Annotated in this window: 23 protein-coding genes; 13 read left to right on the top strand and 10 right to left on the bottom strand. The window is 53.5% G+C overall.

What is annotated here, in order from left to right:
• Positions 1-3 precede the first annotated feature (3 nt).
• The 7 genes from tsaA (at position 4) to cyoE (ending at position 6,876) form a co-directional block, all read left to right on the top strand.
• Positions 4-699, top strand: a complete 696-nt coding sequence (gene tsaA / locus ACN0UH_RS00125; protein ID WP_417660146.1) for a tRNA (N6-threonylcarbamoyladenosine(37)-N6)-methyltransferase TrmO — start codon at positions 4-6, stop codon at positions 697-699.
• 151 nt (positions 700-850) lie between these two features.
• Positions 851-1,306 carry a DoxX family protein gene (locus tag ACN0UH_RS00130; protein ID WP_417660147.1) on the top strand — a complete coding sequence of 152 codons (456 nt, stop codon included), beginning with the start codon at positions 851-853 and terminating at the stop codon, positions 1,304-1,306.
• 752 nt (positions 1,307-2,058) lie between these two features.
• Positions 2,059-2,994, top strand: a complete 936-nt coding sequence (gene cyoA, locus ACN0UH_RS00135; protein ID WP_417660148.1) for a ubiquinol oxidase subunit II — start codon at positions 2,059-2,061, stop codon at positions 2,992-2,994.
• 6 nt (positions 2,995-3,000) lie between these two features.
• The gene (gene cyoB, locus ACN0UH_RS00140) at positions 3,001-5,019 is read left to right on the top strand and encodes a cytochrome o ubiquinol oxidase subunit I (protein ID WP_417660149.1); all 2,019 of its coding nucleotides are present in this window, start codon (positions 3,001-3,003) and stop codon (positions 5,017-5,019) included.
• A gap of 5 nt (positions 5,020-5,024) precedes the next feature.
• Positions 5,025-5,651: a cytochrome o ubiquinol oxidase subunit III gene (cyoC, locus tag ACN0UH_RS00145; RefSeq protein ID WP_417660150.1), complete on the top strand. Its 627-nt coding sequence runs from the start codon at positions 5,025-5,027 to the stop codon at positions 5,649-5,651.
• The gene (locus tag ACN0UH_RS00150) at positions 5,648-5,986 is read left to right on the top strand and encodes a cytochrome o ubiquinol oxidase subunit IV (protein ID WP_417660151.1); all 339 of its coding nucleotides are present in this window, start codon (positions 5,648-5,650) and stop codon (positions 5,984-5,986) included. Before cyoC ends, ACN0UH_RS00150 begins: the two co-directional genes overlap by 4 nt.
• 2 nt (positions 5,987-5,988) lie before the next feature.
• On the top strand, positions 5,989-6,876 hold the full coding sequence (gene cyoE, locus ACN0UH_RS00155) for a heme o synthase (protein WP_417660152.1): 888 nt from the start codon (positions 5,989-5,991) through the stop codon (positions 6,874-6,876).
• Positions 6,877-7,008: 132 nt separating this feature from the next.
• Here the strand turns inward: cyoE and fpr are convergent, their stop codons facing one another.
• Positions 7,009-7,788: a ferredoxin-NADP reductase gene (fpr, locus tag ACN0UH_RS00160; RefSeq protein ID WP_417660153.1), complete on the bottom strand. Its 780-nt coding sequence runs from the start codon at positions 7,786-7,788 to the stop codon at positions 7,009-7,011.
• Between the two features lie 115 nt (positions 7,789-7,903).
• Between fpr and ACN0UH_RS00165 the strand changes: the two genes are divergently transcribed.
• Complete coding sequence (locus tag ACN0UH_RS00165; protein ID WP_417660154.1) at positions 7,904-8,830, top strand: LysR family transcriptional regulator; 927 nt, start codon at positions 7,904-7,906, stop codon at positions 8,828-8,830.
• A 26-nt stretch (positions 8,831-8,856) separates the two neighbouring features.
• Here the strand turns inward: ACN0UH_RS00165 and ACN0UH_RS00170 are convergent, their stop codons facing one another.
• Both ACN0UH_RS00170 and erdR read right to left on the bottom strand, forming a co-directional pair.
• Positions 8,857-9,222: a diacylglycerol kinase gene (locus ACN0UH_RS00170; RefSeq protein WP_417660155.1), complete on the bottom strand. Its 366-nt coding sequence runs from the start codon at positions 9,220-9,222 to the stop codon at positions 8,857-8,859.
• A 119-nt stretch (positions 9,223-9,341) separates the two neighbouring features.
• Complete coding sequence (gene erdR / locus ACN0UH_RS00175) at positions 9,342-10,001, bottom strand: response regulator transcription factor ErdR (RefSeq protein ID WP_417660156.1); 660 nt, start codon at positions 9,999-10,001, stop codon at positions 9,342-9,344.
• Positions 10,002-10,199: 198 nt separating this feature from the next.
• Between erdR and ACN0UH_RS00180 the strand changes: the two genes are divergently transcribed.
• Complete coding sequence (locus tag ACN0UH_RS00180; protein WP_417660157.1) at positions 10,200-11,105, top strand: DMT family transporter; 906 nt, start codon at positions 10,200-10,202, stop codon at positions 11,103-11,105.
• Positions 11,106-11,152: 47 nt separating this feature from the next.
• On the opposite strand, the gene ACN0UH_RS00185 is transcribed toward ACN0UH_RS00180, so the two are convergent.
• Positions 11,153-11,863 (bottom strand): tRNA-uridine aminocarboxypropyltransferase, encoded by a 711-nt coding sequence (locus tag ACN0UH_RS00185; protein WP_417660158.1) that lies wholly within the window; start codon positions 11,861-11,863, stop codon positions 11,153-11,155.
• Positions 11,864-12,088: 225 nt separating this feature from the next.
• On the opposite strand from ACN0UH_RS00185, the gene ACN0UH_RS00190 reads away from it, so the two are divergent.
• Positions 12,089-12,487 (top strand): quorum-sensing-regulated virulence factor family protein, encoded by a 399-nt coding sequence (locus tag ACN0UH_RS00190; RefSeq protein WP_417660159.1) that lies wholly within the window; start codon positions 12,089-12,091, stop codon positions 12,485-12,487.
• Between the two features lie 150 nt (positions 12,488-12,637).
• A complete protein-coding gene (locus ACN0UH_RS00195; protein WP_417660160.1) occupies positions 12,638-13,714 on the top strand; it encodes an LOG family protein in 1,077 nt (358 codons plus the stop codon).
• Positions 13,715-13,825: 111 nt separating this feature from the next.
• Here the strand turns inward: ACN0UH_RS00195 and recX are convergent, their stop codons facing one another.
• From recX to ACN0UH_RS00210, 3 genes are all read right to left on the bottom strand, one after another.
• Positions 13,826-14,293, bottom strand: coding sequence for a recombination regulator RecX (recX, locus tag ACN0UH_RS00200; protein ID WP_417660161.1), 468 nt, complete (start codon positions 14,291-14,293; stop codon positions 13,826-13,828).
• A gap of 14 nt (positions 14,294-14,307) precedes the next feature.
• Positions 14,308-15,351 (bottom strand): recombinase RecA, encoded by a 1,044-nt coding sequence (recA, locus tag ACN0UH_RS00205; RefSeq protein WP_417660162.1) that lies wholly within the window; start codon positions 15,349-15,351, stop codon positions 14,308-14,310.
• A gap of 86 nt (positions 15,352-15,437) precedes the next feature.
• Complete coding sequence (locus tag ACN0UH_RS00210; protein WP_417660163.1) at positions 15,438-15,950, bottom strand: CinA family protein; 513 nt, start codon at positions 15,948-15,950, stop codon at positions 15,438-15,440.
• A 78-nt stretch (positions 15,951-16,028) separates the two neighbouring features.
• On the opposite strand from ACN0UH_RS00210, the gene mutS reads away from it, so the two are divergent.
• Positions 16,029-18,602 carry a DNA mismatch repair protein MutS gene (gene mutS / locus ACN0UH_RS00215; protein ID WP_417660164.1) on the top strand — a complete coding sequence of 858 codons (2,574 nt, stop codon included), beginning with the start codon at positions 16,029-16,031 and terminating at the stop codon, positions 18,600-18,602.
• 139 nt (positions 18,603-18,741) lie between these two features.
• A complete protein-coding gene (gene fdxA, locus ACN0UH_RS00220) occupies positions 18,742-19,065 on the top strand; it encodes a ferredoxin FdxA (protein ID WP_010486824.1) in 324 nt (107 codons plus the stop codon).
• Positions 19,066-19,540: 475 nt separating this feature from the next.
• Here fdxA and rpoS read toward each other — a convergent pair whose 3' ends face one another.
• The 3 genes from rpoS to ACN0UH_RS00235 form a co-directional block, all read right to left on the bottom strand.
• Complete coding sequence (rpoS, locus tag ACN0UH_RS00225; RefSeq protein WP_417660165.1) at positions 19,541-20,551, bottom strand: RNA polymerase sigma factor RpoS; 1,011 nt, start codon at positions 20,549-20,551, stop codon at positions 19,541-19,543.
• Positions 20,552-20,656: 105 nt separating this feature from the next.
• Positions 20,657-21,499 (bottom strand): peptidoglycan DD-metalloendopeptidase family protein, encoded by an 843-nt coding sequence (locus ACN0UH_RS00230; protein WP_417660166.1) that lies wholly within the window; start codon positions 21,497-21,499, stop codon positions 20,657-20,659.
• A 48-nt stretch (positions 21,500-21,547) separates the two neighbouring features.
• Complete coding sequence (locus ACN0UH_RS00235) at positions 21,548-22,486, bottom strand: DUF368 domain-containing protein (RefSeq protein WP_417660167.1); 939 nt, start codon at positions 22,484-22,486, stop codon at positions 21,548-21,550.
• Between the last annotated feature and the right edge of the window lie 13 nt (positions 22,487-22,499).

The raw sequence follows: 22,499 nt of genomic DNA on the forward strand, positions 1-22,499 counted from the left end.
ACAATGTCTTACTCCGTTTCGCCCATCGGTTTTGTGCACTCTTGCTTCAAAGAGAAATTCGCCATTCCGCGTCAGCCGCATTTAGCTCCGGCAGCGCGAGGGGTATTGGAGTTAGTGGCGCCATTTGACCAGCCGGAAGCCATTCAGGGGCTTGAGCACGTCAGCCATGTCTGGCTACTGTTCTTGTTTCATCAGGCGCTTGAAGACAAACCCCGCCTGAAAGTGCGCCCACCGCGTTTGGGTGGCAACCAGTCGATGGGTGTGTTCGCCACTCGCGCGACACACAGGCCTAATGGCATCGGCCAATCAGTAGTGGCGCTGGACAAAATCGAGCCGGGCAAGCTGTATTTGTCGGGCATTGACCTGCTCGACGGCACCCCAGTGCTGGATATTAAACCCTATGTGCCCTACGCCGACTGCATCAGCAACGCGACCAACAGCATGGCTGACGCAGCACCGCGCTTGATCGAGGTTAACTGGCAACCTCAAGCCTTACAGCAGGCGACTGAACAGGCCCAACGGCTCCAGCAACCCTTGCTTGAACTGATTGAACAATGCCTGGCTCAAGACCCGCGCCCGGCTTATCAAACCCCTCAACCCGAGCGGCGCTACGGCACCCGCTTATGGGATGTTGAGGTGCGCTGGCACTATCCGCAACCGGATCAGATCTGCGTACTGGAAGTGGTTCCAAGCACTTGAGCTCAGTCTGTTGCGCTAGCCTACAGCAGGCGCAACTCACTAAAATCCGCCTCAAACTGACTGGTATAGAGCCTTTTGCCGAGGGTGTTTGTAATTTACCGTGAAGCAGCCAGTCACATCAGTACTTCTCTTACTGCTCACGGATAACCTGATGATGAAACAATGGAGCCTGTTACTACTACGCATTTCACTCGGTTGGCTACTGGTAATCTGGGGCATCAATAAAGTGGTCAATGTTGAGCACGGCCTTGCGGTCGCCAACAAGTTTTACTTCGGCCTGATTGCCTTCGATAACTTGCTGCAAGCGGGCGGTGTACTGCAGATGGTTGTTGGCCTGCTGATAGTTGCAGGGCTCATGCGCCGGTTGGTCTACCCCATTCAATTGCTACTCAGCGCTGCCACTCTGCTGGCCGTGTGGCAGTCGGTGATTGATCCGTGGAGCTGGATATTTACCGGCAGCAACGCATTGTTTTATCCATCGCTGATCATATTTGCAGGTTGTCTTGTCGTGATGGCTTGGCGGGATGAGGATCATTTTGCACTCGACAGCTTACGCAAAAAGCCACCCCCCCAACCCCAAGCGACCAACCCTACAACACAGGCTTGAATCTTTGACTGTTTAAGTATCAGCTTGCCCTTTGCTGAAGGGCCTTTGATAGCTGGCCCACGAAGGTGCTTCCCGGACAATCGGGAAGCATTTTTTTATGCCTGCACGTTTCATATCTACAGGCTCCTCCAAGCGAAGCAATACCCCAAAAACCAGCAATCTTTATTGACTAACATCAGCTTCACACCCAATACCCACCTCTAAAAGTGCGGCCTGGCGTCGCACCCATCCAGACAACAGTCATTGTGCCAAAGGCCAGCAAAGACAATGGCTGCAGCGCTTTACCCTTAATCAATCAAGCCCTTGAGCGCAGGCCCTGACAAGGCAGTGCGGACACATGTAACTTGAAGTTACCGCTGTAATAATTTGTAATGGTTGTGCCGTTTTCTCAGCCGCATCAGTGAACCAATTCACATATCGGCCGAAAGCTATTACCACGCGCAGGCATTGCGCTTCATGGCTGAAAATCCGCTCGGCTTACGCTGGTTACAAGCGGTATTCACTTCAAAGGATTGTCTGCTGCACGCCCATATCGGGTCATTGCATACGCTGACTAACAATATTCCAAACAGCGCACAGCTCAGTTTCGCCTCGCGAGAACTAGACGGGAGAGGCATGCCCGAATTCTGGTGGCGGCTGGCTGTTGCGTAAAAAACCTCTGACAGCAGGTGCCGTCAGAACTGTATCGGCTGCATCACCTCGGTTAGAGAAGACCGAGGCGTCGGAGTCAATTTATCCATTAAGGCCGCAAGATGAAAACTGAGCAGTACCTTGGATACCTGAAACAATTGTCGTGGCTGCCCTTGCTGATGCTCGGCGGTTGCAACATGACCTTGCTCGACCCCAAAGGTCAGGTGGGCATGGATGAAAAGTCGCTTATTATCACCTCCACCTTGCTGATGCTGATCGTGGTAATTCCAGTCATCGTGATGACCCTGGCATTCGCCTGGAAATACCGCGCCTCCAATACCAAGGCGACTTACAAGCCGAACTGGTCCCACTCCACACCCATCGAATTGGTGGTGTGGTTGGTGCCCTGCGCAATCATTGCAGTACTCGGCACCCTGACCTGGACTTCCACCCACGAACTCGACCCTTATCGCCCGTTGGACTCCGATGTTAAACCGGTGGTGATTCAGGCGGTGTCGCTGGACTGGAAGTGGCTGTTCATCTATCCCGAGCAAGGCATTGCCACGATCAACGAGATCGCCTTCCCCACCGATACACCGGTGAACTTCCAAATTACTTCGCAGAATGCGATGAACTCGTTCTTCATCCCGCAACTCGGCAGCCAGATTTATTCCATGGCTGGCATGCAAACCAAGCTGCACCTGATCGCCAACTTTGAAGGCACCTTCGACGGCCTGTCCTCGAACTTCAGCGGCGATGGTTTCTCCGGCATGAAATTCCAGGCTATCGCCACCTCGGAAAAAGGCTTCGACGACTGGGTTGCCAAGGTCAAGGCGGCACCGAAAACGTTGGATCAGAGCAACTACCCGGAGCTGGTCAAACCAAGCGAAAACGATCCGGCGCAGTACTTCTCCTCTGTCAGCCCGACGCTCTACAACTCAATTCTCATGCAATACATGCACGGCCCATCAACGCCGCAGCTTGGCGCTGAGACCAAAGGTGAGATGCAGGATATGAAAGACATGCACATGCCCATGAACGCGAGTATCGAGGAGTAATCACTGATGTTTGGCTTGTTAACGCTCGACGCAGTGCCCCTGGACGTCCCCATCATTATGGGCACCTTGGGTGTTGTTGCCCTGCTTGGCCTGGCCATCGTGGCCGCGCTGACCTATTTCCGTAAGTGGTCCTATTTGTGGACCGAGTGGCTGACCTCGGTCGACCACAAGAAAATCGGTGTGATGTACATCTTCGTTGCCATGATCATGCTGCTGCGCGGTTTTGCCGACGCCATCATGATGCGCGGCCAGTTGGCCATGGCCGAAGGCGCCAACCATGGCTTCCTGCCGCCCGAGCACTATGACCAGATATTCACCGCCCACGGTGTGATCATGATCATTTTCATGGCCATGCCGTTTATGGTCGGTTTGATGAACATCGCCGTGCCGCTGCAGATCGGCGCTCGTGACGTGGCGTTCCCATTCCTTAACTCGTTGAGCTTCTGGTTGTTCGTGGCCGGCGCGATTCTGGTTAACCTTTCACTCGGTGTTGGTGAGTTTGCTCGCACTGGCTGGGTGGCTTACCCGCCTCTTTCGGAGCTTGGCTACAGTCCGGGCGTGGGTGTCGACTATTACATCTGGGCTTTGCAGTTATCCGGCTTAGGAACGTTGCTGACCGGGGTTAACTTCCTGGTCACCGTACTGAAGATGCGTACCCCAGGCATGAAGCTGATGCAGATGCCGATCTTCACCTGGACCTGCACGTTCACCAATATCCTGATTGTCGCGTCGTTCCCGATCCTTACCGCTACGCTGGCGTTGCTGAGTCTTGACCGTTACCTGGACATGCACTTCTTCACCAACGAACTGGGCGGCAACGCCATGATGTACATCAACCTGTTCTGGGCCTGGGGCCACCCAGAGGTGTATATCCTGATCCTGCCGGCATTCGGTGTGTTCTCGGAAGTGATCTCCACCTTCACCGGTAAGCGCCTGTTCGGCTACACCTCTATGGTCTGGGCAACTGCGGCGATCACCGTGCTGGGCTTCGTGGTCTGGTTGCACCACTTCTTCACCATGGGCTCGGGTGCCAACGTCAACGCTTTCTTCGGCGTTGCCACCATGATTATCTCGATTCCAACCGGGGTGAAGCTTTTCAACTGGCTGTTCACCATCTTCCGTGGCCGCCTGCACTTCACCACGCCAGTGCTCTGGACTTTAGGCTTTATGGTGACCTTCACCGTTGGCGGCATGACTGGTGTGCTGTTGGCCGTACCGGGCGCCGACTATGTGTTGCACAACAGCCTATTTCTGATCGCCCACTTCCACAACACAATCATTGGTGGTGCGGTGTTCGGTTATCTGGCTGGCTTCACGTTCTGGTTCCCCAAAGCCTTCGGTTTCAAGCTCGACGAGCGGCTGGGCAAGTACGCCTTCTGGTGCTGGATTACCGGTTTCTTCGTGGCGTTCATGCCGCTGTACGTACTGGGCTTCATGGGTATGACCCGACGCCTGAATCATTACGACAACCCACTGTGGCATCCGTACCTGATTGTTGCCTTCTGTGGTGCCGTGCTGATCTTCTGCGGGATTGCCTTCCAGATCGCCCAGATCCTGGTCAGCATCAAGAACCGTGATGCGCTGCGCGACCACACCGGCGACCCTTGGGGTGGCCGTACCCTGGAATGGTCAACCTCCTCGCCGCCGCCGTTCTACAACTTTGCCCAGCTACCTACAGTGCATGCTGTCGACGCGTTCCACGAGATGAAAGAAAACGACACGGCTTATCTGCGCCCTGCCAGCTACAGCCCGATCCATATGCCAAAGAACACCGCTGCTGGCTTGGTTATCGGCCTGGTTGGTGCCGTATTCGGCTTCGCCATGATCTGGCACATCTGGTGGCTGGCTGGCCTGAGCTTTATCGGCATGGTCGCCACTTTCATCGTGCGCAGCTACAACCAGGACGTTGACTACTACGTGCAGCCGGATGAAATCGAACGCATCGAAAGCCAGCGCTTCCCACGCGAGGCTGGACATCCCCAAAACCGTGCGCAACACGCCCAACAACTCGCGCAAGAGGTGTAACCCGCATGTCTACGGCAATCCTTGATTCTCAACACGGCGCCAGCCAGGCCCATGATCATGACCACGATCACGACAGCGGCGACATGACGGTATTTGGCTTCTGGCTGTACCTGATGACCGACTGCATCCTGTTCGCCAGCGTGTTCGCCACTTACGCAGTCTTGGTTAACCACACCGCTGGCGGCCCAAGCGGCAAGGACATTTTCGAGCTGCCTTATGTGCTGGTCGAAACCGCATTACTGCTGGTCAGCAGTTGCACCTACGGCATGGCCATGTTGGCTGCCCACAAGGCAGACAAGGGCAAGACCATTGCCTGGCTGTTCCTGACGTTCCTCTGCGGCCTTGGCTTTATCGGCATGGAGATCAACGAGTTCCATCACCTGATCATGGAAGGCTTCGGGCCAAACCGCAGCGCATTCCTGTCCTCGTTTTTCACCCTGGTTGGCATGCACGGCTTGCACGTAACTGCAGGCCTGGTGTGGATGGTGGTGATGATGGCCCAGGTTTACAGCCGTGGCCTGACACCGCAGAACACAACCCGATTGTCGTGCCTGAGCCTGTTCTGGCACTTCCTCGATATCGTCTGGATCTGCGTCTTCACTGTTGTCTACCTGATGGGAGTTGCCCAATGAGCCACGCACATGCACAGAGCCATGCCGGTGAAAGCCACGGCAGCGTGCGGTCCTACGCTATCGGTTTCATCCTTTCAGTCATTCTCACGGTGATTCCGTTCGCCATGGTCATGAGCGGTCATTTTTCGCGCAACGTCGCACTAACCAGCATGGTCGTGTTGGGTGTGGTGCAGATCCTGGTGCACCTGGTTTGCTTCCTGCACATGAACACCTCATCGGAAGGTCGCTGGAACTTGCTGGCCTTTCTGTTCACGGTATTGATCATTGTGATGCTGGTGGGCCTGGCGATCTGGATCATGGTCAATGCCGACCAACTGATGATGCCCTGGATGTGACCATGAAGTTCAAACGCTATCTCCTGATCACCAAGCCGGGGATCATCTTCGGCAATCTGATCGCTGTTGCGGGTGGCTATTTTCTTGCGGCGCAGGGCCATATCGACCTGAAGTTGCTGCTGTCCACCGTGATCGGTTTGTCGCTGGTGGTGGCCAGCGGATGCGTGCTGAACAACTGCATTGATCGCGATATCGACCAGCATATGCAGCGCACCCGCGACCGCGTGCTGGTCACCGGCAAGATTTCGCTCAAGGCAGCGCTGGCTCACGGTGTGGTACTGGGCATCGCCGGATTCAGCCTGCTCTGGTTCGAAACCACTGCGCTGGCAACCGAACTGGCCGCCATTGGCTTTGTGATCTATGTGGGTTTCTACAGCCTGTGGCTCAAGCGCACATCTGAGTACGGCACCCTGGTCGGCAGTTTGTCCGGGGCCATGCCGCCGGTAGTGGGTTATTGCGCGGTCACCGGTCAATTCGACACAGGTGCGGCGCTGCTATTGCTGATCTTCTGTCTGTGGCAGATGCCGCACTCCTACGCCATCGCAATATTCCGCTTGAATGACTACAAGGCGGCGGGTATCCCGGTACTTCCGGTCAAACGTGGGATCGACGTAACCAAGCTGCAGATCGTGCTGTACATTCTGGCGTTTACTGGCGCTTCACTGCTACTCACCCTGACCGGCTTCGCGGGCTATGGCTACCTGCTTGTCGCCCTGTTGGTCAGTGCCTGGTGGTTGGTGATTGCCCTGTCCGGCTACCGTGCTGTGGATGATCGGCTCTGGGCCCGAAAGTTGTTCGCTTTTTCCATCGTCACAATCAGCGCTTTGAGCCTGATGATGTCGATCGACTTCCAAGCCATGCCTCATGCTGGCTTGCTGGCCATGCTGTAACAACTGCAAATGCTGGGTTGTATTGGATGCTGCTTGCCAGTACCCAACACCCTCCCTTCGCCTCGCTTCATGCGGGGCTTTTTTTCAGCAAAAAAAATCCCACCGTTTGGTGGGATTCTTTTTGCTAACGACTTACTTCTCGACGAAAGCCCGCTCGATCAAGTAATCACCCGGCTCGCCCATGCGTGCAGATACTTTCAAGCCAAAGCTATCCAGCACAGCACTGGTTTCATCGAGCATGCTCGGGCTACCGCAAATCATTGCGCGGTCGTCTTGTGCGTTGATTGGCGGCAAGCCAATGTCGCGGAACAACTTGCCGCTGCGCATCAAATCAGTCAGGCGGCCCTGATTCTCGAACTCTTCACGGGTCACAGTTGGGTAGTAGATGAGCTTCTCTTTCAGGGCATCACCGAAGTATTCATTCTTCGGCAAATGTTCAGTGATGAACTCACGGTACGCCACTTCGTTAACGTAACGAACACCATGAACCAGCACCACTTTCTCGTAGCGTTCATAGGTTTCAGGGTCTTGAATTACGCTCATGAACGGCGCCAGACCGGTACCCGTGCTCAACAGATAAAGGTGCTTACCTGGCAACAGGTCATCAAGAATCAAGGTGCCGGTTGGCTTGCGGCTCACCATCAACTCATCGCCAGGCTTGAGGTGCTGAAGTTGCGAGGTTAACGGGCCATCTTGAACCTTGATACTGAAGAACTCGAGGTGTTCTTCATAGTTCGGACTGGCGATAGAGTAAGCACGCATCAGTGGGCGGCCAGTGTCCTGCTGCAAACCGATCATTACAAACTGACCATTTTCAAAACGCAGCCCGGCATTACGGGTGGTCTTAAAGCTGAACAGCGTGTCATTCCAGTGGTGGACGCTGAGCACACGCTCGACGTTCAAATTGCTCATGCAGGTATCCTCACTAAATTAAGCTACCCACTGCGGGTATTTGCGCTGCATTCTAGAGGCACGCAGAATATCTGTTAAGTGAATTATTAAGATATAGGTTATCGGTTATATAGATATGCGATTTACTCTTAGACAACTTCAAGTATTTGTTGCCGTCGCCCAACAAGAAAGCGTGTCGCGTGCGGCCGAGTCTTTGTCGTTGTCGCAGTCGGCCACCAGCACCTCAGTCACCGAACTTGAGCGTCAGACTGATTGCCAGCTTTTTGATCGCGCGGGCAAACGTTTAACTCTCAACGCATTGGGCCATCAGTTGCTGCCGCAAGCGGTTGCGTTGATTGATCGCTCTAAAGAGATTGAGCGCTTATTGGCCGGAAAAAGCGGTTTTGGCACGCTGAATGTCGGTGCCACTCTTACCGTCGGTAATTATCTGGCAACGCTATTGATTGGTAACTTCATGCAGCTGTATCCCGAATGCCGGGTAAAGCTACAGGTTCACAACACCGCCCATGTGGTCCAGCAAGTGGCTCACTATGAATTGGATCTGGGCTTGATTGAAGGCGACTGCCAGCATCCAGACATTGACGTGCAGCCGTGGGTGGAGGATGAGTTGGTAGTCTTTTGTGCGCCGCAGCATCCTCTGGCTCAATCCAAAACTGCCAGCGTTGAGGCGCTCAGCCGTGAAGCCTGGATACTTCGTGAAAAAGGCTCAGGCACTCGCCTAACCTTTGATCAAGCCATGCGCCATCACCCTAACCCGCTGAATATTCGTCTGGAACTCGAGCACACCGAGGCGATAAAACGCGCGGTTGAGTCAGGTTTGGGAATCGGTTGTATCTCACGCCTTGCGTTACGAGACGCATTTCGCCGCGGCAGCTTAGTGCCTGTAGAAAGCCCGGACCTGGATCTGCGTCGGCAGTTCTACTTCATCTGGCACCAACAAAAGTATCAAACAGCGGCGATGCGTGCATTTCTCGAACTGTGCCAAACCCTGACTGCCGGGGTAACCCGTAGCGATGAGATCGTCTTACCGACAATTGCCTAAGGATGATTCAAGGGCAATCGCAAGTACTAGCCCAGAAGAATAATCAGCCAGACACTGCCAATCAAAGAAAGCGAAACAAACTGAGCTGCGCTGCCCATGTCCTTGGCATTCTTTGACAGTGGATGCAGGTCCAGTGAGATACGGTCAATCGCCGCTTCAACCGCAGAGTTGAGTAACTCAACAATCAATGCCAGCAAGCACACCGCAACCATCAATGCGCGCTCGCCTTTGCTTACATCAAAAACGAACGCCAGCGGAATCATCACCACATTAAGCAGTACCAACTGACGAAATGCAGCCTCACCGGTAAATGCTGCGCGCAACCCATCGAGTGAATAGCCGGTCGCATTGAGGATGCGTTTAAGGCCTGTCTGGCCTTTAAATGGAGACATAGTTTAATAACCACTAACTGAAAAAAGACGGCAGGCTACGCCAATGCGGCGCTAAAAGTCTGATTTTTTTTCAGCGGATAGAAGTGGCTACATCCCGTTAGCCGGAGCAATTAATCAATTCAAACCGTCGCAGCGTTAGGAATGCTTTCAAGCTGTTGCAGCAATAATGCCGCCTGGGTGCGCGTACGCACACCTAATTTGCGAAATATCGCAGTGACATGCGCCTTGACCGTCGCCTCTGAAACTCCCAACTCATAGGCGATTTGCTTGTTCAGCAGCCCTTCGCAAACCATGGTCAAAACCCGAAACTGCTGCGGCGTCAAGCTAGCCAGCCCGGCACTTGCAGCCTTGGCCTCAGCGGTTACGCTTTGCGCCTCAGCACTGATTTCCGGCCACCAAGCCTCACCGTCCAGAACCAGACGAACGGCTTGCTGAATGGTTTCCAGCGAGCTGGATTTAGGAATGAACCCACTGGCCCCAAACTCTTTGGAACGCAGTACAACCGCAGACTCTTCCTGCGCGGAAATCATCACCACTGGTATTTGTGGATATTGGCCACGTAACAATACCAAGCCGGAAAAGCCATAGGCCCCCGGCATATTCAGGTCGAGCAGCACCAGATCCCAATCCGGCTTTTCAGTCAAACGACTTTCTAATTCAGCAATGCTTGCTGCTTCAACCAACCGTACATCCGGCCCTAAACCCAGTGTCAGTGCTTGTTGCAATGCACTGCGAAACAAAGGGTGGTCATCAGCAATCAGGATTTCGTAAACAGCCATGGCAGATCCCGTTATTGTTATTAGGGCTACATGAGAGGTACTTCAACAGGTATTTAACTTTACACTCTAGCAACCTCCACACTACGTGTGAGCCGCAAATGCGCCTGAGGCGGCGCCCAGCATGCCGAGCGATGACGGGGTGGTCAAGCGCAATACTTTCCGGCAAAGTCAGCGCCTTTCTTATTCATGAGCCTTTTTATGCGAAGCCAAGCTCTGCGCGCCGACCTTTTGATGCTAATAACCGCCATCATCTGGGGCTCCGCATTTGTTGCACAACGCATGGGCATGGACTCAGTCGGGCCATTTTTATACAGCGGCTTGCGCTTCTCTTTAGCCGCTGTCGTGCTACTTGCAATCCTACCCCTGCTGACCCGCAGCAAATCTGCGAGCAAACCAGCGCTGGATAAAAGCTTGTTGTTCGGCGGTGCAATCATGGGTCTGGCGCTGGCAATTGGTATTAACTTACAGCAAGTTGGACTGCTGTTCACCAGCGTCACCAACTCCGGATTCATCACCGGTCTTTACGTGATTATCGTGCCCATACTCGGACTGTTTATCGGTCAGCGTAGCGGTATGGGTATCTGGCTCGGCGCGAGCCTGGCCGTTATCGGTATGTTTCTGTTGAGCGTGGGCGATGGTTTTACAGTAGCTTCGGGTGATTGGCTGCAACTTGCTGGGGCCTTTGTCTGGGGTATTCATGTGTTGCTGGTCGGCTTTTTTGCGAGCCGTCATGATCCTCTACGCTTGGCGGTTATCCAATTCATCACCTGCGCTGCAATTAGCATGATCCTGGCGCTGATATTCGAGCCCTTTGCACTGGACGCGATCATTGCAGCCGCCCCGGCGATCATTTACGGAGGGATCTTTGGAGTCGCGATTGGCTTCACCCTGCAGGTGGTGGCGCAAAAGCACGCCATTGCCTCTCATGCTGCAATTATTCTGTCTCTGGAAGCCGTATTTGCTGCGATTGCCGGTGCGATCCTGCTCCACGAGACACTTGATATTCGTGGCTATATCGGCTGCGCACTAATGTTTGGCGGCATGCTCCTGGCCCAACTCTGGCCGAAAAAGCCCGCAATTGTTAACACAGCTACACCCGCATAATCGCAAAGAAATCCCTGCGAGAAGATGGCGTCAGGGATTTATGTGAACTACAGAAACGGTTGTAACCGGCGATGCACAGGATCAGCTAAATTAACTGCACGTGGCGCCTTGGCCGCTAAATAGTGCTGACTGAACACATCAAAATAGGCATTTAGAGCATCTGCAGCGCGTTGATCACCGGCTAATTCAAGGCATAACGCTGCGACTTCTGCGGTACACAACTGCTCATTGCGGGTTGAGCGGCGCAGGTGATAACGCGACAGACGCTCAGGCTCCAGACTCAACACCGGCAAATTATCGAGGTATGGACTTTTGCGGAACATCTTGCGCGCTTCGGTCCATGTCGCATCCAGCAGCACAAACAACGGCCTCTTGCCTGGCGCAACGTTGACCTCGCTGACAACCCGTTCAGGCGCCACATATTCGCCGGGAAAGACCAGATAAGGCTGCCATTGCGGATCACTCAGCAGCGCGGTTAAGGCCGGATCAACTTCTGTACGAAGCCAGCCAAAGGCACTGGTATCAGTGACAACATCAGCAATGAGCCAGCCGGTGTTACTCGGCTTGAGCACCTCTACGTCATGCATTATCAAGCACATGGCTGACTGCGCCTCGACATTCGGGCGCCACGCGCACAAACAATGGGTCAGGGCAATTCGGCATTGATTACAGCGCACCGCCTTGGAGCCACGCGCCAGAAATGGTTTTTCACTGCGCGCTAAACGCACATCACGTAATCGCGCTACGGCGTGGCTCATGAGCGTTGGCCATGGGGAAAAAAACGTTGCATAGTCAATCCTGCATTAATCGGCGCGCAGTCTAACAAAGCCCAACCACTCTGGCTCAACTGACCGATGTAAGCGCCTGGCAAGATTTTGTTGTCAGCGAAGGTACAAACGGGTACTTGAGGGTTATCATAGGCCCCAGCTGAACCTCTACGGGTGCTTACCTGTCGAAGGATTGAAATGACTGTGGAGACTTGGATGTTACGCCTAACTGCCCTAACTCTGGCCCTGAGCCTACCCTTTACTGCCCATGCGTCTTCGCTTAAAGAGTATGAGCTGACCAAAATGCTGCAAAGCGTCGCTCAGGAAAGCAGCGTCGGCACACCTCGCGCAATCAATGCGGATATTCTCGACCAAGGCTATACCGTAGAAGGTCATACGCTAATCAATCATCTTAGCGTTCGCCCTCGCCATGCGGCACAAATGCGCAACAACCTCGACGCAGTGCGCTCACAGCTTGGAAAGAGTGTATGCAGCAACGGCGGGTTTCATAAGCTACTCAACGAAGGCGCAGAATTGCGCTATGAATTCACTGAGTACAAAACCAACAAGCCAATTGTTCGCGAGACGTTCGACAAAGCCGACTGCGGTCAATAAGCCCGTTAAAGGCATGTGCAGCGCAAGGTTGCACATGCATCTCTTCTTCATCTGCAGCCAGTACTGACCGGCAGACTCGTCACAGCAAAGCCATACTCTTAACGTCATATCTTTGATGGATCGGGTCTAAATCTGCCACGGAGACACCCCATGCCTGATGAACCGGATGACTACCTTGCTCGGCATTTTCAAACCAGCGGCATCGACCTGCGCAGTAAAGTTGACGAGTTGACCTCGCTGATTGCCCCCCCGAACAGTCTCAACCGAGAACTGTACCGGGAAATGCTGATCACCATTATTCGAATGGGCCAAGCAGATCGCAATCGCTGGGACGCGAAAATCATGCTGCAGACATTACGTGAAATGGAACGTGCCTTTTCTGTACTTGAACAGTTCAAACGACGGCGCAAAGTCACCGTTTTTGGTTCTGCACGTACGCCGGTTGACCATCCCATTTACCAACTGGCTCGTGAACTGGGAGCCCAACTTGCTCGTCACGACTTGATGGTCGTAACCGGTGCAGGTGGCGGGATTATGGCGGCCGCTCACGAAGGTGCTGGCGTAGACAGCAGCCTGGGTTTCAATATCACGCTGCCCTTTGAGCAAAGCGCCAATGCAACGGTCAGCGGAACCAGTAATCTACTCTCGTTCCACTTCTTCTTTTTACGCAAACTGTTTTTCGTCAAGGAAGCAGACGCACTTGTGCTATGCCCGGGCGGTTTCGGCACACTGGATGAGGCTATTGAAGTATTGACCCTGATTCAAACCGGGAAAAGCCCAATAGTGCCTGTGGTTCTACTTGATCAGCCCGATGGAAACTTCTGGCAAGAGGCGTTGCAGTTCATTGAGCGCCAACTCAAAGACAGTGGCTATATTCTAGCCAGCGACCTCAACTTAATGACTCTGGTTTATAGCGCTGATGCTGCCGTTGAGCATATCAGCCAGTTTTACAGCAACTACAACTCCAGTCGCTGGTTAAACAAACGCTACATCATTCGCCTCAATCACCCACTCAATAATGCGGCGCTAATGACTATAAGCAGCCAGTTCAGTGACATCTCTAAAACTGGCGACTTCGAGTTGCTTGAGCGAGCAGATGACAGTCAGGACGCTGACGAATTAGCAGGCCTGCCGCGCTTGGTCTTCGACTTCAACGGACGCAACCACGGGCGTCTGCGCGAGCTAATTGACTTCATTAACCTGCGCGAAAATTGGTCTAGCGAGTGAAACCAATAGTTAGGAAGCCTGTAAAAGTGCTACAGCACGGGCCAACCCAGCACCGGCTGCCGCAGCAAGGGCTGCCCCAACATAAGCTTGTGCAGTTTTTATAGTGGTTACTTAATCGTTAAGCCGTCCGCGCAGTAACTTGCTAATAAGCTCAAGCGGATAGCCCCGATAGCTTAGAAAGCGACCTTGCTTGGCGCGCTCCCGCATATCTTGCGGTAACTGCCCGGCATATTTGCGTTGCCATACATCAGCAAGCTGCTCTGCCCAGTCAATGCCGCTGTCGGCTAACGCCTGCTCAATCTCGGTGCGAACCAAGCCCCGCTGTGTCAGTTCTTCACGTATGCGCACAGGACCGTAGCCCGAGCGGGCGCGGTAGCGGATAAAACTTTCCAGATAGCGCGCTTCAGACAACAAACCCTCTTCCGTTAATCGGTCAAGGGCTGGGTCGATCAAATCATCCGTTGCGCCGCGCTGACGCAACTTGCGCACCAACTCAACACGCCCATGTTCGCGACGAGCCAGCAAATCCATCGCTGCTCGCCTGACGGCCACTGGGTTGTCGAGTATGGCGCTGCTCACCTACATGTCACCGATCAGGCGTCGACTTCAGCATCAACCAGCGCTTCAGCACCCACCTTGGCAGGCGTTACTGGAACCAGCAGTTTTTCACGGATCAAGCCTTCAACGGTGCGGGCAACCTCTGGATTGTCTTCCAAGTACTTGGCTGAGTTTGCCTTGCCCTGGCCAATCTTGCTGCCTTGATAACTGTACCAAGCGCCTGATTTTTCCAGGAAACCGTGCAGCACACCGAGGTCGATGATTTCGCCATTACGGTAGATACCCTTGCCGTACAGAATCTGGAACTCAGCCTGACGGAATGGCGGTGCAACTTTGTTTTTCACCACTTTCACGCGGGTTTCACTACCGACGACTTCGTCGCCTTCTTTAACCGCGCCAGTACGGCGAATATCCAAACGTACCGAGGCATAGAACTTCAGCGCGTTACCACCGGTGGTGGTTTCAGGGCTGCCGAACATCACACCGATTTTCATGCGGATCTGGTTGATGAAGATCACCAAACAATTGGCGTTCTTGATGTTACCGGTAATTTTACGCAGTGCCTGCGACATCAAACGGGCTTGCAGGCCGACGTGCATGTCACCCATCTCGCCTTCGATTTCAGCTTTTGGCACTAACGCAGCCACGGAGTCGACTACGATTACGTCGACTGCGTTTGAGCGCACCAACATATCGGTGATTTCCAGTGCTTGCTCACCGGTGTCTGGTTGCGAAACCAGCAGGTCATCAACGTTTACCCCGAGCTTGCCTGCGTATTCAGGATCAAGCGCGTGCTCGGCGTCGACGAATGCACAGGTAGCGCCAAGCTTTTGTGCTTCAGCAATTACCGACAGAGTCAGTGTGGTTTTACCCGAAGATTCCGGACCGTAAATTTCGACGATACGACCTTTTGGCAAACCGCCAATACCCAGCGCAATATCCAAGCCCAAAGAGCCGGTCGAAATTGCCGGGATTGCCTGACGATCATGATCGCCCATGCGCATGACAGCGCCTTTACCAAACTGCTTTTCAATCTGGCCAAGGGCAGCAGCCAGAGCGCGCTTCTTATTCTCGTCCATTGAAGTCCTCACGTGATCAAGAGGGCCTGACGGCCGCCAACAACTGTATAAGTAGCCAGTATTATTCCATAGGCTTGGCCGCCCGCCTACCCCAGAGTTGGATTTTCTTTTTCTACGAGGCGTATAAGCCCCTCTAGCGCGGCTATAACCGTTTGTCGGCGGACACTTTGGCGATCACCGGCAAACTGTTTACGCACGCTATACACTTGCTCAGAGTCGCCCCACGCCAGCCAAACGGTGCCAACAGGCTTCTCGTCAGAGCCACCGTCCGGCCCGGCTACGCCGCTAACCGCGACGGCATAGTGCGCGCCACTTTGCGCTTGCGCCCCACGCACCATGGCCTCGACCACTTCTCGGCTCACTGCACCCAACAGCACAAACAATTCAGGCCCAACGCCAAGCTGCTTGGTTTTTTGTGCATTTGAATAGGTCACATACCCCGCCTCAAACCAGGCAGAGCTACCTGGAACGCGGGTAATCGCCTCAGCAATACCACCACCCGTACAGGATTCAGCCGTGCTGACTTGCGCATGCAACTCAGTCAGCTTGCGACCTAAATGTACCGCCAAACGGGTTAAATCAGATTGATTTACGTGCATCTTCACTCCGGGGTTAAAGCGAGCTAGGTGGATACCGTACACTAGCCGCTTTTATGATTCAGCCGGACAGCTAAAACGATGAGCCAAAGCGACCTCAGCGCCCATACCCCGATGATGCAACAGTATTGGAAATTGAAGAACCAGCACCCTGACCAACTGATGTTCTATCGCATGGGTGACTTCTATGAAATTTTCTATGAAGACGCAAAAAAGGCCGCCAAGCTGCTCGACATCACCTTGACTGCACGCGGTCAATCCGCCGGGCAGGCGATTCCTATGTGCGGTATTCCTTACCACGCCGCTGAAGGTTACTTGGCCAAGTTGGTCAAACTTGGTGAGTCGGTGGTTATTTGCGAGCAAGTCGGCGATCCGGCAACCAGCAAGGGCCCAGTTGATCGCCAGGTTGTGCGGATCATCACCCCGGGCACAGTAAGTGATGAAGCACTGCTCGATGAGCGCCGCGACAACCTGATTGCCGCGGTACTCGGCGATGAACGCCTGTTTGGTCTAGCAGTGCTCGACATCACCAGCGGTCGCTTCAGCGTGCTGGAAATTAAAGGCTGGGAAAACCTGCTGGCAGAACTTGAACGGCTCAACCCGGTTGAACTGCTGATCCCCGATGACTGGCCACAAGGCCTGCCCGCTGAAAAGCGTAAAGGCGTCCGTCGTCGTGCGCCGTGGGACTTTGAGCGTGACTCTGCGCATAAGAGCCTGTGCCAACAGTTTGCCACTCAGGACCTCAAAGGCTTTGGTTGCGAGTCACTGACTCTGGCGATCGGCGCTGCTGGTTGCTTGCTCGCCTATGCCAAGGAAACCCAGCGCACCGCGCTGCCACACCTGCGTAGCCTGCGTCATGAGCGCCTGGATGACACGGTGATTCTGGACGGCGCCAGCCGACGCAACCTTGAACTAGATATCAACCTCGCCGGTGGTCGCGAAAACACCCTGCAATCGGTGGTTGATCGCTGCCAGACAGCAATGGGCAGTCGCCTGCTCAGCCGCTGGCTGAATCGTCCGCTGCGCGATCGCAGCATTCTTGTAGCACGCCAGGAGTCGATCACCTGCCTGCTTGAACGCTACCGCTTTGAAACCTTGCAGCCGCAGCTCAAGGAAATCGGTGATCTGGAACGGATTCTCGCCCGCATCGGCCTACGTAACGCCCGTCCTCGCGACCTTGCACGGCTGCGCGACGCATTAGCCGCGCTACCAGAGCTGCAAAGCGCCATGGCGTTGCTGGAGTCGCCGCACCTAACTTCATTAGCGACTATCGTCAGCACCTATCCAGAACTGGCTGAGTTGCTCAGCAAAGCGATTATAGATAACCCGCCCGCAGTGATTCGAGATGGCGGCGTGCTCAAGACCGGTTACGACGCGGAGCTCGACGAACTGCAATCGCTAAGCGAAAACGCTGGCCAGTACCTGATGGACCTGGAAACGCGGGAAAAGGCTCGAACCGGTCTGTCCAATCTTAAGGTTGGCTACAACCGCGTGCATGGCTACTTCATCGAGTTACCCAGCAAGCAGGCAGAATCGGCCCCTGCTGATTACATTCGCCGGCAAACCCTGAAAGGTGCAGAGCGCTTCATCACGCCGGAACTGAAAGAGTTTGAAGACAAGGCACTGTCGGCCAAAAGCCGTGCACTCGCACGCGAGAAAGTGCTGTACGAAGAATTGCTCGAACACCTGATCACGCAACTCTCACCACTGCAGGACAGCGCCTCAGCGCTTGCTGAGCTGGACGTGTTGAGCAACTTAGCTGAGCGCGCATTGAACCTGGACCTAAATTGCCCGCACTTTGTTGACGAGCCTTGCATGCGCATCAACCAAGGCCGCCACCCAGTGGTTGAACAGGTTCTGACCAAACCCTTCGTGGCCAACGACCTGAACCTTGATGATGAAACGCGCATGCTGGTAATTACCGGCCCGAACATGGGTGGTAAATCGACCTACATGCGCCAGACAGCGCTGATTGTCTTGCTCGCCCACATCGGTAGCTTTGTGCCAGCGGCGAGCTGCGAACTGTCATTGGTTGACCGTATATTCACCCGTATTGGCTCCAGCGATGATCTTGCCGGTGGCCGCTCGACCTTCATGGTTGAAATGAGTGAAACCGCCAACATTTTGCATAACGCCACCGAACAAAGCCTCGTCCTGATGGACGAAGTCGGTCGTGGCACCAGCACCTTTGACGGCCTGTCACTGGCATGGGCAGCGGCTGAACAGCTGGCTAAACTACGCGCATACACGCTGTTTGCGACCCATTATTTTGAACTTACTGTGCTGCCAGAGAGCGAGCCGCTGGTAGCCAACGTCCATCTCAACGCGACGGAACATAATGAGCGCATCGTTTTTTTACACCATGTTCTACCTGGCCCAGCGAGCCAGAGCTATGGTTTAGCGGTGGCACAACTGGCGGGCGTGCCCAATGCAGTGATCCTGCGCGCACGTGAGCACTTGGCGCGCCTCGAAACCACAAGTTTGCCGCACGACCTGCCCCGTACGGAGCCAGGAAAAGCGGCTACGCCACAACAAAGCGATATGTTTGCGAACCTTGCGCATCCGCTGCTAGAAGAATTGTCTAAGATCAATCCGGATGATTTGACTCCACGCCACGCGCTAGAACTGTTATATGCATGGAAAACTCGAGTCTAACGCCCACGCCAACAAGCTGTTAGAATCCTGCGCGCTCGGAACAGCTATGTGCTAATGCCTGGCACTGAAGTGCGTTTTTTCGAGCCGAGAGACTGTTTATGAGGGCAGTCTCGCGCCGTAGCCTGAGGAGAGAATTAGAATGACCTTCGTCGTCACCGACAATTGCATCAAGTGCAAGTACACCGACTGTGTGGAAGTCTGTCCGGTGGACTGCTTCTACGAAGGCCCGAACTTCCTGGTCATTCACCCGGACGAGTGCATTGACTGCGCTCTGTGTGAACCAGAGTGCCCCGCGCAAGCCATCTTCTCTGAAGATGAGGTGCCTGAGGACATGCAGGAATATATCGAGCTGAATGCTGATCTGGCTGAGGTATGGCCAAATATCACCGAGAAGAAAGAAGCTCTCGCTGATGCTGAAGAGTGGGATGGTGTGAAAGACAAGCTTGAGCACCTGGAGCGCTAATACTGCCTCTGCACCCAATAAAACCCGCCTAGTGCGGGTTTTTTATGTGCTAGGAAATGCCCCAGAAAAACTCAAATGCAAGTGCTCAAGCAAAAATTCAGGCAAAAAAAAGGGGCGGTTTGACCCGCCCACTTTTGTCCCTATTCCCTATATTTCCTACTCATCATCCTGATGAAATCGCATCCCGCGATTGTCCTAGCTGCTGTCCCTAACAACTTGTGCTTATCCTTAAACACACCTTAATCATAAGGGATTATCTGAGCATCGCAAGTGACTGATATCTTATAAAAAAACCTGAAGACTCTTATAAAAATAAAATACCCTTTAAATTCAATTAGTTAAAAAACCACCTATTCGTAGATGCCTACAACTCCTAGGCATATTGACTACAGCGACCTACATACCTGTAAGCTTTCTCCTACAAATAATCCGCAAAAAAAACCGGCATTAGCCGGTTTTTTTAAACCCATCAGATTTACTGGAACAACGAATCACTCGACAAGCCATTTTTTTCGAGAATTTCCCGCAAACGCTTGAGCGCTTCAACCTGTATTTGTCTAACACGCTCACGGGTGAGGCCGATCTCCTGCCCCACTTCCTCAAGCGTGCAATTCTCATGACCACGCAGACCAAAACGCCGAACCACAACCTCACGTTGCTTATCGGTCAGCTCGCATAGCCATTGATCAATACTCTGTGACAAATCGTCATCCTGCAGCAGCTCACAGGGATCGGTCGGACGCTCATCAGTCAGGGTGTCTAGCAAGGTTTTGTCGGAATCGGCACCCAATGAGACGTCAACCGAAGACACCCGCTCATTAAGACCGAGCATGCGTTTGACCTCGCCGACAGGTTTATCAAGCAGATTAGCAATTTCTTCAGCAGAGGGTTCGTGATCGAGCTTTTGAGTCAGCTCGCGAGCAGCCCGTAGATAAACGTTAAGCTCTTTAACTACATGAATCGGAAGTCGAATAGTGCGCGTCTGATTCATGATTGCACGTTCGATGGTCTGACGAATCCACCAAGTGGCGTACGTCGAGAAGCGGAAACCACGCTCAGGATCGAATTTTTCGACAGCGCGGATTAAGCCAAGGTTGCCTTCTTCAATGAGGTCGAGCAGTGAGAGCCCGCGATTTACATAGCGTCTAGCGATTTTAACAACCAGTCGCAGGTTGCTTTCAATCATGCGCTTGCGGCCAGCCGGATCACCTTTTTGCGCCAGTCGGGCAAAAAAGACTTCTTCCTCCGGGCTGAGTAGCGGAGAGAAACCAATTTCATTCAGATATAGCTGCGTAGCATCTAATGCCCGCGTGTAATCAATGTACTTGTGTTGTTTAGGTGCAGCTGTTTTCGCCTTGGCCTTGGGTCGCTTGCCCGGCGTTTCCACACTTACATCTCCCATGTCCCCCAAGACGACAGTGGGCTCTATGAGGAGCACATCGTCGTCTACGTCAAACTCGGGCACTAGTTTTTTTTTGAGAGCCATTTCTATTATCCCTTGCTGAGTTCGACAGCAAGCTCTGGCGCTACCTTCTCCATGGCGACACCTGAGCCCGTCCCTCCTACCCTGGGGAAACAGGCAGACAACAAATCATTGGCGTGGCAAAAATTGCAAAGGATCTACAGGCTTGCCCTGGCGGCGAATTTCAAAATGTAGCTTCACCCGGTCAGTGCCCGTTGAACCCATTTCAGCAATTGCTTGCCCTGCTTTGACCTTTTGCCCCTCTTTCACCAAAAGCCTGCGGTTGTGTCCGTAGGCACTTACGTAGGTACTGCTATGTTTGATGATCACTAATTCGCCGTAGCCCCGCAAACCACTTCCAGCGTAAACAACTGTGCCATCAGATGCAGCTAAAACAGGCTGGCCCAAATCTCCGGCGATATCAATGCCTTTATTCAAACTACCGTTTGAGGAAAATCGTCCAATAACCATACCTTTAGTAGGCCACATCCAACCTGAAGATGTGCCACTTACCGATTGAACCTGCTTTGCGGCAACAGGGGGTTTGTTGGCCGCTGGCTTAGCCTTGCTAACCGGTTTGCTCTGGCTAACAGTACGCGTAGACGAGCTACTCGTCTTTGGCTTGTAAACCACCACGGACGAAGGTTTCTTGCCGTCGAAACGAATAGGCTGGCCGACTCTCAACAAATAAGGCGCAGGGATGCCATTACGTGCAGCCAGCTCTTTCCAGTCCCAGCCAAAGCGAAACGCAATCGAATAAAGAGTGTCACCACGCCGAACCAAGTACTGACCGCTGCTGACATGCGGCTGCTTTGAGGTAATGGGTACAGGCCGACCGTTGCGATCTAAAACCTGAACACCACCGGCAGGCGAACTTGAGCAGCCAGACAAAATCAACGACAGGACTAAACCACTCAACAAGCATCGAGTGTTGCTATTGCGAATGCACGCTTGAATGGCGTCGAAACTCACCGGCCTCTCCCTTACTGGCTATTAGCGCCTGACACTATTGTGCAGGATTTATTGATTATGGTCAGAGCTTAACTGCTGGCGTCCTGCAAACCACTCCAAACCTAAAACTAAAACAACCCCCAGCAGAGCGAGCGCCAAAGCCAACAACACTTGAGGGTCTTGCCCACTGATTTCAGCAAAGCGTGCAGGCAGAAGATTAGCCTGTAGTAAAGGAACCTGTTGCCCGTGACGATCAGTAAACCAGGTCAGCGTCTCCTTCCAGGGCCAGATCTTATTAAGTGAGCCGAGCATTAAGCCGGTCAAGAATGCTAACGAAAGGTCACGGTAGCAGCGTAGCAGCCAGCGAAGAACGCCTGCAAAACTAACGATACCCACCACGCAGCCTGAAGCAAACAAAGCCAGAACAGTGATATCCAGAGCCTTTACCGAGCCAAGGATAAAGTTGTACATACCCAGTAATAACAGGATGAAGCTGCCTGAGATGCCAGGCAGAATCATTGCGCAAATAGCAATTGCACCGGCGAAGAAAATGCTCAACGAATCGGTATCAAGATGCACCGGTGAAGCGACAGTAATCCAGTAAGCAAATGCAGCGCCCATCGCAAAACTGATAATACGGGTCCAGTTCCAGCGACAGATCTCGCGTGACACCATATGCGCAGACACCAAAACCAAGCCAAAAAAGAATGACCACACTGGTATTGGGTGCTGTTCAAGCAGATAAGTAATCAACCGGGCAAGGCTGGCAATACTGGTAAGAACACCCGCAAACAGTACTAGCAGAAACGTCGCATTGGCGGTCACCCAAGCTTCGGCAAAACGCCCACGCACGGCCAGCAAAGCCGCACGAGGCAGGCTTGAGATAGACTTTAGTAATTCGTCGTAGATACCGCTGATAAATGCAATGGTGCCACCTGATACGCCCGGCACAACGTCCGCTGCGCCCATGGCTATACCTTTGGCGTAGAGCAAAAAATACTTTTTCATAAACCCGTCAGAG

Origin of the sequence: Pseudomonas sp. (genome assembly GCF_048265905.1) — a bacterium.
Lineage (GTDB): Bacteria > Pseudomonadota > Gammaproteobacteria > Pseudomonadales > Pseudomonadaceae > Aquipseudomonas.